This window comes from Polaribacter butkevichii (assembly GCF_038024105.1).
Lineage (GTDB): Bacteria > Bacteroidota > Bacteroidia > Flavobacteriales > Flavobacteriaceae > Polaribacter > Polaribacter butkevichii.
In genome coordinates this window covers 2923344-2938818 of sequence record NZ_CP150661.1, presented here as the reverse complement: position 1 = coordinate 2938818, position 15475 = coordinate 2923344, and the positions used below count along the sequence as shown (strand labels likewise).

Here is a 15475-nt window from a genome sequence, read left to right as displayed (position 1 = left end):
ATATCGAATGGATTTTAACGTCTTGTTAAAGTTTTGTACCTTTCTCGAATCTCAAAAAACACTATTTTTGAGGTCAAATTATCATCATTTAAACCACAAAACCAATATAATGTCAGATCAAAAAAGAGTTTTTTTAGTGGATGCTTTTGCATTAATCTTTAGAGGATATTATGCTTTTATAAAGAACCCAAGAATCAATTCTAAAGGATTGGATACTTCTGCAATTATGGGGTTTATGAATTCTCTTTTAGACGTTATTAAGCGTGAAAGACCAGATCATTTAGCGGTTTGTTTTGATAAAGGCGGAAGTGTGGACAGAGTAGAAATGTTTGAAGCTTACAAAGCCAACCGAGATGAAACTCCGGAAGCCATTAAGTTAGCTATACCTTATATACAAGAAATTTTAAAAGCCATGCACATCCCTATCATGGTTAAAGAAGGTTTTGAGGCTGATGATGTTATTGGAACCCTTTCTAAACAAGCAGAAAAAGAAGGCTACAAAACCTATATGGTAACGCCTGATAAAGATTTTGCGCAACTAGTTTCTGAAAATATCTTTATGTATAAACCTCGTTTTGGTGGTGGTTACGATATTTGGGGAGTAGATGAAGTAAAAGAAAAATTTGGTGTAGAAAACCCAGAACAAGTAATTGATTTTTTGGGAATGATGGGAGATTCTGCTGATAATATTCCAGGTTTACCAGGTGTTGGAGAAAAAACAGCTAAGAAATTTTTAGCTGCTTACGGTTCTATGGAAAACCTGTTAGCAAATACCCATGAGCTAAAAGGAAAAATGAAAGAGAAAATAGAAGCAAACGGAGAATTAGGTTTGCTTTCTAAACAACTGGCAACAATTATGTTGGATGTTCCGGTAACTTTTGATGCCAAAGACTTTGAATTAGACCAACCAGATAAAGAAAAAGTAACAGAACTTTTTAACGAATTAGAATTCAGAAATTTATTAACGAATTTCTTACGAACTTTTGCTGTTGAAAATGCTGAAAAATCAAATTCTGTAGAGGATAACAAAAACATGGACTCAAGTCCGTTGCAAAGTAAAAAAGCAGCTCCAGAAGGGCAGTTTGATTTATTTGCGACTCCTGGAAGCGGAAGTGTTTCTGAAGAAGCAATTGCATCTGGTTTTAAATCGATAAAAGATACGAGTCATTTTTACCAACATATAGATTCGCCTTTTGCTAGAAAATTATTACTTAAAAAATTAATGGAACAAACTTCGGTTTGTTTTGATACAGAAACGACGGGTTTAAAAGCTTTAGAAGTAGAATTAATAGGTATTGCTTTTTCTTACGAAGTTGGTAAAGGATATTATGTTTCGTTCCCAGAAGACCAAGAAGAAACAAAAGCAATTTTAGAGGAGTTTAGACCGTTTTTTACATCCGATGGAATCGAGAAAATTGGGCATAATTTAAAATATGATATCAAGGTTTTATCCAATTATGATATGCCTGTAAAAGGGAAATTATTTGATACCATGATTGCGCATTATTTGATCAATCCAGATATGCGTCATAATATGGATATGCTGGCAGAAACGTATTTAAATTACCAACCGGTTTCTATTACAGAATTGATTGGTAAAAAAGGAAAAAATCAACTTTCTATGCGTGTTGTTCCGCTTGCAGACCAAACAGAATATGCCGTAGAAGATGCAGATATTACGTTTCAGTTAAAACAATTGTTTACAAGCGAATTAGAAAGCGGAAATGTAACCAATCTTTTTAATGATATAGAAACGCCTTTAGTTTCGGTATTAACTGCCATGGAAATTGAGGGAATTAACATTAATATCGATTTCTTAAAAGAGTTATCTGTTGCCTTAACGGATGATATTGATAGACTAGAAAAAAATATTTACGAGCAAGCAGGTGAAGAATTTAATATTGCTTCTCCTAAACAATTAGGAATTGTTTTGTTCGAAAAAATGGAGTTGGTTAAGAAACCAAAAAAAACAAAAACGGGTCAGTATAAAACAGGAGAAGATATTTTATCTTTCTTAGCAAAAGACCATAAAATTATTAGAGATATTCAAGAATATCGTCAGTATAAAAAATTACAAAGTACGTATGTAGATGCATTGCCAAATGAAGTAAACCCGAAAACAGGAAGAATTCATACGGAATATATGCAAGCGGTTGCTGCAACGGGAAGATTGAGTTCTAACAACCCAAATTTACAGAACATACCTATTAGAACAGAACGTGGTAAAGAGGTTAGAAAATCGTTTATACCTAGAGATGAAAACTACGTGTTGTTAGCGGCCGATTATTCTCAAATAGAATTGCGAATTATAGCAGCTTTGAGTGAAGAGGAAAACATGATCGAAGCTTTTAAAAACGGTGAAGATATTCACGCTTCTACCGCTGCTAAAGTTTTTAATGTTCCTTTAAATGAAGTTACTCGAGAGCAAAGAAGTAACGCTAAAACAGTCAATTTCGGAATTATTTATGGTGTTTCTGCTTTCGGATTAAGCAATCAAACAGATTTATCTAGAAGCGAAGCCAAAGAACTAATTGACACCTATTACGAAACGTATCCGAAGTTAAAAGCATACATGTCTGCACAAGTAGATTTTGCAAGAGAACATGGTTATGTAGAAACGGTTTTAAACAGACGTAGATACCTAAAAGATATCAATTCTAGAAACGCTATGGTTAGAAGTGGCGCAGAAAGAAATGCTGTAAATGCGCCTATACAAGGTTCTGCAGCAGATATTATAAAATTAGCCATGATTAATATTCATAACCGTTTTGAAAAAGAAGGTTTTAAATCTAAAATGTTGTTGCAAGTGCATGATGAATTGGTTTTTGATGCGCATAAAGAGGAATTAGAAATTATTAGACCGATTATAAAAGACGAAATGGAAAATGCTTTTAAAATGAGTGTTCCTTTAGATGTTGAAGTTGGAATTGGAGAAAATTGGCTACAAGCGCATTAAATATAAAAAATGGAATTAGATTATATTGAAAATATAGATGGTCACGATCAAAATATTGTACGACTTTACAATTTTGATAAAGAAGAAGCAATTCTTTTTAGAGACTTATTGGTAGATACTGTTATTGATAAAAAACAAAAGTTAAATTTAGCACAGGTAGATTTTATTACGCCACGTAATTGCAATTTAATTTTCGGCCTATTCAAATCTGATGAAGGCATTTTATCCAAAGACAATGAAACTTTTTTCTGCATTCTAACCTTAGATGGTTTTGCAAACATGGCAAGACTTTTAGAGCCTTTTTGTAAAAAAGAATCTAGAGGGTATGAATATTTATATGATATTGACAACCCTACAGATTTATTATTTTGCCCAACCGCTACTTATTATGATGAAGAGAGTGAACCTGAAGACGAAATAATGTTTTAAAAAAATCCCTTTCTAAATCGATAATTCTTATCAATTTAGAAAGGGAAAAACCAACAACTTAACTTAGTAATCTCTTTTTTACTGTATATCTGTTTTTAATCATTATTAAAAAATCTGCGATTATTTGCGTAATCTACGAGACATATAAAGTCGTAATTAGGAGATCATCCCACTGATTTCCGCAGAGGAAAAATAATTATTTTTTATCATAAAAAATTGCGGTGCCACTATATTGTTATATTTTTTAGATTCATGATGTTTTACAGACAATCAATCTCTTTTATTTTAACAATTCAGGATGGCTAAGAATTAATTCTATTTTTTTAATAATTACCGTAATTTCATTCATTTGCGCTTCTATATTTCTAAAATAAAGACTAATATCTCTATTTACCCAACTTTCTGAAATAACTCTTGCCCCCAAACTAATTCTTAAAACAGCACTTTGTAAATCATTTCCGTATTTTACATTTACCGCTTGTCCAATATGACATTTTTGAGCAGCAAGTCTAATAATTTTTAAAGAAGATCCTTCAAACTGTTTCGATAAATCAGAATTTAACAAAACATACAGTTTTTTTACATTGTCTACAGACAACACTTCTTTGTTTTTAAGGATGAAAAAAGGAAAAATGGTACGGATATTTCTAATTCCAAATTCTTTATTATCGTACTTATTTTCATTTGCTTCGTCACAAAGAGCTTCTAAAAAAGTAGCTTCTTTTATAGAATCTTCAACAAAATTGCAAAACATTTCAATTCCCATATTTCTATATAAAATTGGTGTTTTGTAATATCTGTCCATCTCTACAATCGCTGCTTTCCAACGCATATAAGAACCAATATTAAAGCCTTCGGATAACTCCTTAGAACACACCCAAGACACTGGCCAATCTGAATGATTGTAATATTTGGTTAACCCCTTTGGCAAGGTGTTTTTGGCAGTTTCGATTAATTTACTAACTGTTTCAGGAAAAATTAAAGCTCCTGAGTAAGGAGGCCCTGTAAAATATTTACTTCCTGTTATACTAACAATATATCCTTTACTTAAATAACTTTTTAAATCTGCAGGATCTAATCTAAGTTGGGCAGCATCAATAAGAACTTGTATCGATAAATCTTTTAAAGTACTTAATTTATCCATCATATTTTCACTAGGCGATTGATACCCTAGCTTAGAATGATCCATCACATGCAATACAATATGACGACCTAATTTATTGGTATCTGAAATGGCTTTAAAAACTTCCTCATCTAATTGTGCTGTTGTTTTTAACTTCCCTTTTTCATCTCTAAAAGGTATTTTAATCAAATCGATATCTCTAAACCCTTCTATTCTTTCTCCTTTTTTAGCAGGATAATTAAGAGCTGTATTGTTTTCAAAATGACAACCTTTTAACGCACCAGCTACACCACTACCTGTTTCATCAGAAGCTACTAAAACATGTGTAATCTCTTTTTCTGTAATAATTTGGGTAATCGCGGCTATTTGAAGCGAAGAATCTGTACCTGACGGAGAAAAAAGTATTTGACAAGCATCATTTAACTTAAATATTTTTTTTAGGTTATTTTTTAATGATTCAGAAAATTCGATAGCCGTCTTCTGAAAACCATTTTTTAAACTATCCTTAATTAATATACTTCTTACTTTATCTGTTTTATCATAAGCAAAATTAGAAACACTTGTTGCGGTAGAAGAAGCAAAAGTAAAAGCTTCTGGTCTTGGAAAAGGTCTGCAACCATATTTATTTAACAAATCTACTTCATCAATATTCAATCTAAAATCTCCACCAGCCATCAATAAATATTCTGTTGGTTTTGCCAGATTATCTATAATAGGTTTCCAAGATTTTTTAAACACTTTATCAGCAACATTTAAACCATGAATAGCTTCTAAAGACTCGTGTTTTAATAAATTCTCTGCATTTAATCCTTGTTCATTTTTAATCAAATCAATTAAAAAATAATCTAAATTTTTTAATTTTTCTTTGTCGTCTTTTGGCAATAATTTATAAAAAATTCTTGTTACTTCTAACGCTGCAATATTACACAATGCCGTACCATGTTTTTCTGCTCCCAAAGCTTTATACCATAGTTGCCATTCTATACCGTATCTTAAATAAACCAACGCTAAAACAGGATTTTTTAAGTATAAAGAACCAATTACAATAGACTTATTAGGCACAATTTTAAAAATACTAGGCTCTGTACTAGACGTAATAATATTTATATTGTTAACTTTAGGTACGGTGTTAAATCTTTTTAAAACATGCACTAGATAATTCACGTTTTCTTTTTCAAATAAAGATGTTCTTTTATATTGATCTTCTATAGGTATATTATTTGTCATAAGTACTTTCATTTAAACGTTCTAAGAACGTTTTCGCTCTTCTAATGAGACTATTTTTCTGATTTTTTAACCAGTAAATAATTCGTTTTTTTGGGAATGTAAAATTCTGAAAAAAAAGGTTTATATTATTAAATAAGTGTAAATTATTTTATTTTTATTAATTTCTAAATTTTTATTTACTACTATTTGTTTAAAACCATGTTATCTGCAAACTTGGTTCTGAGTATATTTTCTATAAAACTAGGTATATTCTTTGGCAATCTAGACTGCACATCTACAAAAACAACATCTGATTTTGCCTTACATAACAACATGTTTTGTTCGTTTTCAATTTCAAATTGAAAACTAAAACGCACTTTTGGCATTTCTTTAATGGTGGTTTTTATGGTAATCAACTCATCAAAGTGTGCAGGTTTTTTATATTTTATATCAAAAGAAATTACAGGCAGCATTATTTGGTGTTCTTCTAGCTTAATTTCATCTAAATTTAATTTTCTTAACAACTCATTACGTGCCTGATGGCAATAAGTTACATAATTGGCATGATATACGTACCCCATTTTATCTACTTCCCCGTAGCGAGGTCTTAATTGAAATACATCAGTAATCATTACTTGTTTTTTCTAATTTACCAGAACTAAGTTGATGCCCCATCTGAAGCTCTTTAGTATCTAAATAAAATTTATTAAATACATTTGAAGGGATAATTAACGGCACACGTTTTACAACCTGAATACCAATTTCTTCTAAACCAACAATTTTATCTGGATTATTAGTTAACAATTTGACTTTCTGCACACCAAGAGCATTAAGAATATCGGCACCTATTTGATAATTTCTTTCATCGGCAGCAAACCCCAATTCTAAGTTTGCTTCTATAGTGTTTCTACCTAATTCTTGTAATTTATAAGCTTTCATCTTATTCATTAAACCAATTCCCCTGCCTTCTTGTTGCAAATACACAATTACACCAACGCCATTTTGCTCAATCATTTTCATGGCCTCCATTAATTGATCTCCACAATCACACCTTAAAGAACCAAACAAATCTCCCGTAGCGCAAGCAGAATGAATACGAGTTAAAACAGGTTTATTTTTAGTAAATACTCCTTTTATAAGCGCCATGTGTTCTAACCCTGTTTCTTTTTCTTGAAACGGAATCAATTCAAAATGCCCATATTTAGTAGGCAGCTGCACCCTTTCTCCTTGTACAATTGTAGTTTCTTTATGCGTCATTAAATAAATTTAAAAAATGAAAATTAATATTAGTGACTACAGGCGTGTGCATGCCCTTTTTTGTGCTTGCGACTATGTTTTGCACAACTAATACCATTATCGGTAATATTACCATCAACAAATTCTAAAATAACGTCTGCAGAATTACCAGAGCAACCTCTTATAACACCAATACCAGCAACAACTAATTTACTCATGGCACTATCGCCAATATTACCTGCCAACATAAATGTAACACCTTCCTCTAACAAAACACTAATAATATTAGATTTACACCCACATTTACCGTCGGACTCTAACAGTTTTAAATCTTCAATTTCATTAGCATCAGAAAAGGTATAAATTTCATAAAACTTACAACGTCCAAAATGATCTTCTACTTTATTGTCTTGATTGATGGGTATGGCTATTTTTTTCATAATGATTCATTAATTTTTACAATATTTCTAGAGACACCTTTTTTGCGTCTTCCTTTTCTAAAAGGTCTGTTTTCTGGACTTGCATCCAAATCTGATTTTGTCTTGCGACATTTCCCTAATTTCATTCCTGTTTTTGGCCCCAACCCTTCAGGACCTTTTCTATTAAAATTTGGCATCAGTTAATCATTTAAATTTACTAATTCGTTTTTATCATCACTTGGGCAATCACCACATACAGCAGTATCTTTAACACCATCAACTAACTTAAAACAGGTTTTGCATTTGTACCAATCTTTTTCAAATTCAAAATTACCTCCTTTAATAATTATCGATTTTCCTTCTACAAATCCTTGTCCTATTTTTTTTAAAGCACTGTTATAAATTCTAGTCAATGTAGGTCTAGAAACATTCATCTTTTTTGCAGCATCTCCCTGTGAAAGGTTGTCGTAAACAACCAACTTAACAGATTCATATTCCTCATACTGCATAACTACATGCTCTGTATCACAAAAACGAATCCCAAAAGGCTTAAAACCAAGCATTTTTGGTGGATCTTCAACTTTTCTTTTCTTTTTAGGTCTTGGCATTTCTAAAATTTAATACAAAGATAATGAACCTACGTTCATTATAAAATAAAAAATAAGAGTTTTTTTCAAAAAAAAGAGATCCCTACAAACAAAAAGAGAATCTACTTTATTTCTTATCAAATTAAGTAAACCAATTTGTGCTATTTTATCTTTAAATTTGCAGTCTATAACATAAGCAATGAGCATCATTTCTAAAGACATACAAAAAGCAGTACAGCTACTAACCAATGAAGAATTGGTTGCTATACCCACAGAAACCGTTTATGGATTGGCAGGAAATATTTTTAGCGAAAAAGCCATCAAAAGCATTTTTTCAACAAAAAAACGTCCGTTTTTTAACCCATTAATTGTACATATTCCTTCTGTAGCTTCTTTAGAAGGAATCGTAACACATGTTCCCGAAAAAGCAAAGTTATTAGCTGCAGCTTTTTGGCCAGGTTCTATGACCTTGGTTTTAAAAAAACACAAAAACATTCCGGATATTATTACTGCTGGTAAAGATACTGTTGCGGTTCGCGTACCAAATCACCCTGTAACATTAGAATTATTAAAACAACTTCCCTTTCCTTTAGCAGCACCAAGTGCAAACCCTTTTGGAAGCATTAGCCCAACAAAACCAGAACACGTAGAACGTTATTTTAAAAATGATATTCAACAAGTTTTAGATGGCGGTGCTTGTACAAATGGAATTGAATCTACTATTATTGGTTTTATAGATGATGAACCTATTATTTACCGATTAGGTGCATTGGCTTTAGAGGATATTGAAGCGGTTGTTGGTAAAATTTCTATAAAAAACAAAGACGACGTAAGTCCGGATGCGCCAGGCATGTTGGCAAGACATTATGCACCAACAACCCGTACTTTTTTGGTTGATGATGTTGCTAGCGAAGTAAAAAATCATTTAGGAAAAAAAATTGGTGTATTGGTTTTTAAGAATACTTTAAGTGATGCTTCTCTAACTGAAATAGTCTTATCAGAAAAAGGGGCTTTGCATGAAGCAGCCTCAAAATTATATGCTTCTTTACACGAATTAGATGGTAAAAATTTAGATGTAATTATTGCAGAACGCTTTCCTGAATCTGGTTTAGGTAAATCTATTAACGACAGGTTGCAACGTGCAACTTTTAGCCTTTAACCCTATAACTTGTAAATTTGAATTATTTCCAAAATTTTAAAGCAGATATTTCTAAAATAGAACTTCCAGCAAAATTTACATTCCCATTTTATTACCAACCTCATCCTCTGGCTAAAATTGCCACCAAAGAGCTGCAGGAATATTTAGAAAATCAAACTGATTTTATACATAATTTTGGACTTACAGAAGTAGAAAACGAATTGCCAATTGGTAAAATGTTTGGCGTTTTAGTAGTTAAAAATCAACAAAACGAAATTGGCTATTTAGCCGCTTTTTCTGGTAAATTAGCAGATAAAAGTTTGCCTAAAAAATTTGTGCCTCCCGTTTTTAATATGAGAACAGAGGGGAGTTTCTACATAAAAGGAGAACAAGAAATAGATTTAATAAACGAACAATTATCTATTTTAAAGAAAGATAAAAGTTATTTAAAACTAAAAAAAACTGTTCAAAAACTATCCAAAAAAATAGAAAACGATTTAATGCTGGAGAGAAAAAAAATGAAGCTTCAGAAAAAAGATAGAAAAAACAGAAAAACAATAGGAGCATCAACTTTAAATGAAGCTGATTTTACTATACTTAACCAAAAATTAATTCAAGAGAGTTTTAACAACCAGTTCTATTACAAAGAACTTGTAGAATACTACGAAGATAAAATTGCTAAAAAAATAACAGAATTGGCTCTTTTTGAAGATAAAATTGCCTCTTTAAAAAAAGAAAGAAAAGAAAAATCTAACTACTTACAACAAACGCTTTTTAGTAAATATGCTTTTTTAAACAATAAAAAGGAACTAAGAAATTTGTTAGATATTTTTAATAACCCAAACATAAAACCACCCGCAGGTTCTGGTGAATGTTCTGCACCCAAATTATTACAACACGCTTTTTTAAACAATTTAACACCTGTTTGCATGGCTGAATTTTGGTGGGGAATTTCGCCTAACACAGCAATTAGAAAGCACAAAAATTTTTATCCTGCCTGCCAAGGCAGATGCAAACCCATTTTAACACACATGCTACAAGGCATAAAAATGGACGATAATTTATTATTAGAAAACTTAGCAGAAAAACAAACTTTAGAAATCATTTATGAAGATGATGTTTTACTGGTTGTAAACAAACCAACCGAGTTTTTATCTGTACCTGGTAAAGATATTTCAGACTCTGTGTATACTAGAATTAAAGAAAAATATCCGAATGCCACAGGGCCATTAATTGTACATAGATTAGACATGTCTACTTCTGGAATTCTATTGCTAACTAAAACCAAAGAAGCTAATAAAACACTACAGAGTCAATTTATAAACAGAACTGTAAAAAAACGATATGTTGCTTTATTAGATGGAAACTTAACTGAAGAGAGTGGAAAAATACAACTTCCTTTACGGGTAGATTTAGATGACAGACCCAAACAGTTAGTAGATTTTGAGTTTGGAAAAAATGCTGAAACCGATTGGAAAATCATCAAAAGAGAAAATGGAAAGACAAGAGTTCATTTTTACCCTATTACAGGACGAACACATCAATTAAGAGTACATGCTGCCCATAAAAATGGATTAAACACACCAATTATTGGTGATGATTTATACGGAAAGAAAGAAAATAGATTGCATTTACATGCAGAATTCATTGAATTTTCGCACCCTACAACTTACAAAAAAATGCGTTTTACGGTTGCTCCTGACTTTTAGAAGAATAAAAATTGATTTTAAATCATTTTAAGGACAAACAACCTTAAATACAAGACAAACAAGTTATTTTAAAATACAAATAAAACTACCACTCAACATACTATTTATCATAAAAAAAGAAAATAGGCTGCATTTATATATTGATTTTATTAAACTATTAGCTTCATTTACAATTATACAGTGCTCTTAAGAAATAATGATTGATACAACTTTAGTAATACTTATACTAAAGTTAAAAAAAACTAAGACTTCAAAATATCTAAAAAAAGACTTCTATCAATTTCCTTGGCACCTAAACTAGCTAAATGATCATTATAAATTTGGCAATCTATTAATGAATATTCTTTATTTTTTGCTAAATAAATAAAAGCCAATTTAGAGGCATTAGAAACTTTACTAAACATACTTTCTCCACAAAAAATAGCATTGATCTCTAAACCATACAAACCACCAACTAATTTATCATTCTGCCAAACCTCTACAGATTTTGCAATTCCTTTTTCATGTAAATTAATATAAGCCTGCTCCATATCATCAGTAATCCAAGTTCCAAAACCATCATTTCTTTCAATATTTTTACAATGATAGATTACCTCTTTAAAAGCTTTGTTCTCGGTTATTGTAAATTGATTTTTGTGAATCAATTTTTGCATCGATTTAGACACTTTTATTGCATCAGGATATAATACCATTCTTTTATAAGGACAATACCAAACAATAGGCTCTCCTTCAGAAAACCAAGGAAAAATTCCGTTTTTATAAGCATAAATTAATCGCTCTTCAGATAAGTCTCCACCTAAGGCTATAATTCCATCATTTGTGGTAAACTCATAAGGCGGAAATTCTATTTTATCTGTAAGCCAAATCATACTATTATCTTTATGGCTAAATTAAGGAATTCTTAAAAAAGTAGGAATCTAAATTATTGTTCATTTAATAAAAATTAAGTCCTTATTTTTGCAATCTATTTAAAGAAAAAGAGCAATCTAAAAATGGCAAAGAAAACAAGAAAGAAAACGAAAACACACAGAGCTAAATTAATGCATAGCTACTTTCATAGAACAGGTTTTTACTTGTTTATATGGGAAAGTTTAAAGAAAGCATTTTGGCCAATTGTTATTGTTGTTGTGAGTTTAATTCTGTTTAATAAATATGTATATAATATTAATGATGGCTTGCATCATTTTACACAAACGGTTTCTAGACTTACCGTTTTAATAACCTTCTTTATTTCTGAAACTTTACTAGGATTGGTACCGCCAGAAATGTTTATTGCTTGGTCTAAAAAAACATCAGAACCTATTTTAAATTTAACAATTTTAGCCACTTTATCTTATACCGGTGGTTTAATTTCTTATTTTATTGGAAAAACTGCTTTAAAAATAAAGTCTGTAAAAGATTATTTAGAAGTAAAAATGGCCGAAAACTTAAAAAACACGCGTAAATGGGGTGGTATTTTAATTTTAGTTGGTGCTTTATTACCATTGCCTTTTTCTATAGCTTGTATTGCTGCAGGTATGATTAAATATCCATTTAAAAAAGTTGTCTTTTTTGGTTTATTTCGTTTTGTAAGATTTGCAATATATGCTTGGGCAATTTTTCAAGTTGTACACTAAACAATCCGTTTAAAAATAATTATCTTTGCTGTATGGGATTAACAAATAATGATATTTTAAAAAAACTACGTGTAGCTCATAAATTACGAGATACAGATATTGTAGAAATTTGTGCTTTAGTAGACTTTAAAGTAAGTAAAGCAGAATTAGGTGCTTTATTTAGAAGTGAAGACCATCCAAAATATATGGAATGTCAAGATCAAATTTTACGTAATTTTCTAAACGGATTGGTTATTCATTTACGTGGGCCAATGCCTAAAAAAGGAGAAAAAAAATAATTTTTAAATTGTTAGACCGCTTCGATTTTAGCAAGAAAAAAACAAAATATTAGATAAAAAAAAGAGTGTAAATTAAATTTACACTCTTTTTTTTATCTAGAAATCTAACTTTCTAGTAATCTAATTTATTTTCTAGAAAGGTAAATCATCTGGCTCTTCATCTGTAATTTTAGATGCTGGCTCAAAATTATCTGCAGGAGGTATATTACCACTAGCTGCACCTTGAGATAAACTTTCAATTCTCCAACCTTGAATAGAGTTAAAGTATTTAGCTTCACCTTGTGGGTTAATCCACTCTCTACCTCTTAAATTGATTGCAACTTTTACATCTTGCCCAACTTTATAATTGTTTAACAAGTCACATTTATCTTGTACAAACTCTATCATTATCATTTGTGGATATTGATCGTCTGTTGTAACTACTAATTCTCTTTTTTGAAACCCGTTAGCTCCAAAAGTTTGAACGTCTCCAATTAATTTTACTTTACCAATAACTTCCATAATTTCTAATTTAATAAAAGTACTTTCCAAGCACTTTCTACATCATTCTTTTTTAAATACGCTTTCGCAAATGTATGTTTTTTTGTGGTTTCTAATCCAATAAATTCAGAATGTTCTTCCTTAAAGTTATTAACATCCTCTGCTGTTGGTAATTGTTCTACATTACCAAGCATCCCTAAATCATTACCTGTTAAAACAGTACTATTTCTAATTTCTAAAGGAATTTGATCTACTCCAATCCCTAAAGAAGCTATTGGTTTTGGTATTTCAAAAAAACCATCTTTGGCTCTTGTGTAGTAATTACCACCTGCTCTAGCTACTAAATCAATTTTATGTTGATCTATGCTACCATCATCAGCTAAAACAGTTTCTGAAATATGTACTTTTACAACCTCGCAAACTACTAAATTCCCTGCACCACCTTCATCACCTGTAAAAATAATATCCTTTACTTTACATTCTAATTGTACTGGAGATTCTGCTACTCTAAATGGTTTTATTTTATCCGAAGGCAACATCGTAAACCCTGCTTTTTCAAACTCATTTACCCCTTCTGGATATTCTGTAGAACTTAAAGACATTTGTTGTACCATGGCATAATTTACCACATTTATAACCACCTCTTTGGTAGCTACTACATTCTCTAAAGTATGTTTTATAGTATTATCTTTTACTCTTCTTGCGGGAGAAAAAACTAATATTGGCGGATTTGCACCAAAAATATTAAAAAAACTAAATGGTGATAAATTCGGATTTCCGTCTACATCAACTGTACTTGCAAAAGCAATAGGTCTTGGTGCTATGGCTCCCAATAAATAACCATGTAATTTGTGAGTAGAAATGTCTTTTGGATTGATAGAAAGCATAAACAAATTTTTAGTTACGTAAAGATACTATCTAATCTTTAAATGAGTTATATACAAGAAACCTTATATTTGTTTTAATGAAAATTTTCTCTAATACTCTTTTATTTAAACGAATTACAATTTTTGTTTCGTTAATTATTGTCTCGTTAATTCTATGGAATACGTATACGTTCTTTCAAAAATTTAAACATGAAGAGCGTATTAAAATGGAAATTTTAGCAACTGCTCAAAAGGAAATAGCCAGTGACACCAACTTAGACGCAAATGTAGATTTGCCTTTAAAAATAATTGAGAACAACAGTAATATTCCAATGATTTTAGTGAATGACCAGGGAGCGATAGAATATTTTCAAAACCTTGACTCTGTAAAAGCTTTAAAAACTAGTTATTTAGAAAAACAATTGCTAGAAATGAAGGCAGAAAACGAGCCCATTGAAGTGAGTTATAAGGGGAAAAACAAACAATTTATTTACTACCGAAATTCGGATTTATTAAATAGACTTACCTACTACCCTATTGCATTAATTTTAATTCTTGTACTCTTTCTAAGTGTTATTTATATGTTTTACAACTCTAACAAAGTTGCAGAAACTAATAAACTTTGGACAGGTATGGCTAAAGAAACAGCACATCAAATAGGCACCCCTTTATCTTCTCTTTTAGGATGGATTGCCATTTTAAAAATGGAAAAAGTAGATGATAAATATGTAGACGAAATAGAAAAAGATGTTAGCAGACTAAACACCATTGCCAATCGTTTTTCTAAAATTGGTTCTACTCCAGAATTAAAAAAAGAAAATGTGGTTGCTATTACAAAGCAAGCTTTCGATTATTTAGAATCTAGAAGTTCTAAACAAATATCCTTCTCTTTTATCACTACTGATGATGAGATTTACACAAACTTAAATACCGAATTATTTGGATGGGTTGTAGAAAACCTCATTAAAAATGCCATTGACGCCATGTTAGGCAAAGGAGAACTAAAACTAAACATAGAAAATACTTCTAGAAAAGTAAAAATCACCATTTCTGACACTGGTAAAGGAATGCCTAAAAAACTATTTAAGCAAATTTTTAAACCTGGATTTACCACTAAAAAACGTGGTTGGGGCTTAGGCCTATCTCTTTCTAAACGTATTGTTTCTGATTATCACAAAGGAAAAATATTTGTCCAAAAATCTGAAATTGGAAAAGGAACTACTTTTGAAATCCTTTTAGACAAAGTATAGTTGAATGGTTTTTGCTATACACCCTAAAAAGTGTATCTATTTAATGCTTGTTGCAAACACTAAAAAACTTGCCAACACCCAACTTTATTGATAAAATTAACACCCTTTAGGCACCAATAGGTTCTAAAATTAGCACTTTTCTTGCTTAAAAAATAGTTATTCAACCTATTTTATCTAATTAC

General features: G+C 30.8%; 16 protein-coding genes. 7 read left to right on the top strand and 9 right to left on the bottom strand.

Going from position 1 to position 15475, the window contains the following annotated elements; translation table 11 throughout:
• The first annotated feature begins 109 nt into the window (after window positions 1–109).
• Together polA and WG951_RS12485 are read left to right on the top strand one after the other, a co-directional pair.
• On the top strand, window positions 110–2956 hold the full coding sequence (polA, locus tag WG951_RS12490) for a DNA polymerase I (RefSeq protein ID WP_105049489.1): 2847 nt from the start codon (window positions 110–112) through the stop codon (window positions 2954–2956).
• A gap of 9 nt (window positions 2957–2965) precedes the next feature.
• Window positions 2966–3385: a hypothetical protein gene (locus WG951_RS12485; RefSeq protein ID WP_105049490.1), complete on the top strand. Its 420-nt coding sequence runs from the start codon at window positions 2966–2968 to the stop codon at window positions 3383–3385.
• A 280-nt stretch (window positions 3386–3665) separates the two neighbouring features.
• Here WG951_RS12485 and WG951_RS12480 read toward each other — a convergent pair whose 3' ends face one another.
• The 6 genes from WG951_RS12480 to WG951_RS12455 form a co-directional block, all read right to left on the bottom strand.
• Entirely contained in the window at window positions 3666–5735 is a 2070-nt protein-coding gene (locus tag WG951_RS12480; protein ID WP_105049491.1) for a hypothetical protein, read from the bottom strand.
• Window positions 5736–5917: 182 nt separating this feature from the next.
• Window positions 5918–6346: an acyl-CoA thioesterase gene (locus WG951_RS12475; protein WP_105049492.1), complete on the bottom strand. Its 429-nt coding sequence runs from the start codon at window positions 6344–6346 to the stop codon at window positions 5918–5920.
• On the bottom strand, window positions 6336–6971 hold the full coding sequence (ribA, locus tag WG951_RS12470; RefSeq protein ID WP_105049493.1) for a GTP cyclohydrolase II: 636 nt from the start codon (window positions 6969–6971) through the stop codon (window positions 6336–6338). Before ribA ends, WG951_RS12475 begins: the two co-directional genes overlap by 11 nt.
• A 29-nt stretch (window positions 6972–7000) precedes the next feature.
• Window positions 7001–7390 carry a NifB/NifX family molybdenum-iron cluster-binding protein gene (locus tag WG951_RS12465; protein ID WP_105049494.1) on the bottom strand — a complete coding sequence of 130 codons (390 nt, stop codon included), beginning with the start codon at window positions 7388–7390 and terminating at the stop codon, window positions 7001–7003.
• On the bottom strand, window positions 7387–7566 hold the full coding sequence (locus tag WG951_RS12460) for a DUF5320 domain-containing protein (RefSeq protein WP_105049495.1): 180 nt from the start codon (window positions 7564–7566) through the stop codon (window positions 7387–7389). The genes WG951_RS12465 and WG951_RS12460 overlap by 4 nt, the downstream gene beginning before the upstream one ends.
• A gap of 3 nt (window positions 7567–7569) precedes the next feature.
• Window positions 7570–7977, bottom strand: coding sequence for a DUF134 domain-containing protein (locus WG951_RS12455; protein ID WP_105049496.1), 408 nt, complete (start codon window positions 7975–7977; stop codon window positions 7570–7572).
• Between the two features lie 178 nt (window positions 7978–8155).
• Between WG951_RS12455 and WG951_RS12450 the strand changes: the two genes are divergently transcribed.
• Both WG951_RS12450 and WG951_RS12445 read left to right on the top strand, forming a co-directional pair.
• A complete protein-coding gene (locus WG951_RS12450; protein WP_105049497.1) occupies window positions 8156–9115 on the top strand; it encodes an L-threonylcarbamoyladenylate synthase in 960 nt (319 codons plus the stop codon).
• A gap of 17 nt (window positions 9116–9132) precedes the next feature.
• A complete protein-coding gene (locus tag WG951_RS12445) occupies window positions 9133–10803 on the top strand; it encodes an RluA family pseudouridine synthase (RefSeq protein WP_105049498.1) in 1671 nt (556 codons plus the stop codon).
• 242 nt (window positions 10804–11045) lie between these two features.
• Here the strand turns inward: WG951_RS12445 and aat are convergent, their stop codons facing one another.
• On the bottom strand, window positions 11046–11672 hold the full coding sequence (gene aat / locus WG951_RS12440; RefSeq protein WP_105049499.1) for a leucyl/phenylalanyl-tRNA--protein transferase: 627 nt from the start codon (window positions 11670–11672) through the stop codon (window positions 11046–11048).
• 123 nt (window positions 11673–11795) lie between these two features.
• On the opposite strand from aat, the gene WG951_RS12435 reads away from it, so the two are divergent.
• The gene (locus WG951_RS12435) at window positions 11796–12419 is read left to right on the top strand and encodes a YqaA family protein (RefSeq protein ID WP_105049500.1); all 624 of its coding nucleotides are present in this window, start codon (window positions 11796–11798) and stop codon (window positions 12417–12419) included.
• Window positions 12420–12451: 32 nt separating this feature from the next.
• Complete coding sequence (locus WG951_RS12430) at window positions 12452–12697, top strand: DUF1456 family protein (RefSeq protein ID WP_105049501.1); 246 nt, start codon at window positions 12452–12454, stop codon at window positions 12695–12697.
• 132 nt (window positions 12698–12829) lie between these two features.
• On the opposite strand, the gene WG951_RS12425 is transcribed toward WG951_RS12430, so the two are convergent.
• Window positions 12830–13198 (bottom strand): DUF3127 domain-containing protein, encoded by a 369-nt coding sequence (locus WG951_RS12425; protein WP_105050589.1) that lies wholly within the window; start codon window positions 13196–13198, stop codon window positions 12830–12832.
• 5 nt (window positions 13199–13203) lie between these two features.
• Window positions 13204–14064 (bottom strand): flavin reductase family protein, encoded by an 861-nt coding sequence (locus WG951_RS12420; RefSeq protein WP_105049502.1) that lies wholly within the window; start codon window positions 14062–14064, stop codon window positions 13204–13206.
• 77 nt (window positions 14065–14141) lie between these two features.
• Here WG951_RS12420 and WG951_RS12415 point away from each other — a divergent pair, with 77 nt between their 5' ends.
• The gene (locus WG951_RS12415; protein WP_105049503.1) at window positions 14142–15293 is read left to right on the top strand and encodes a sensor histidine kinase; all 1152 of its coding nucleotides are present in this window, start codon (window positions 14142–14144) and stop codon (window positions 15291–15293) included.
• Window positions 15294–15475 lie beyond the last annotated feature (182 nt).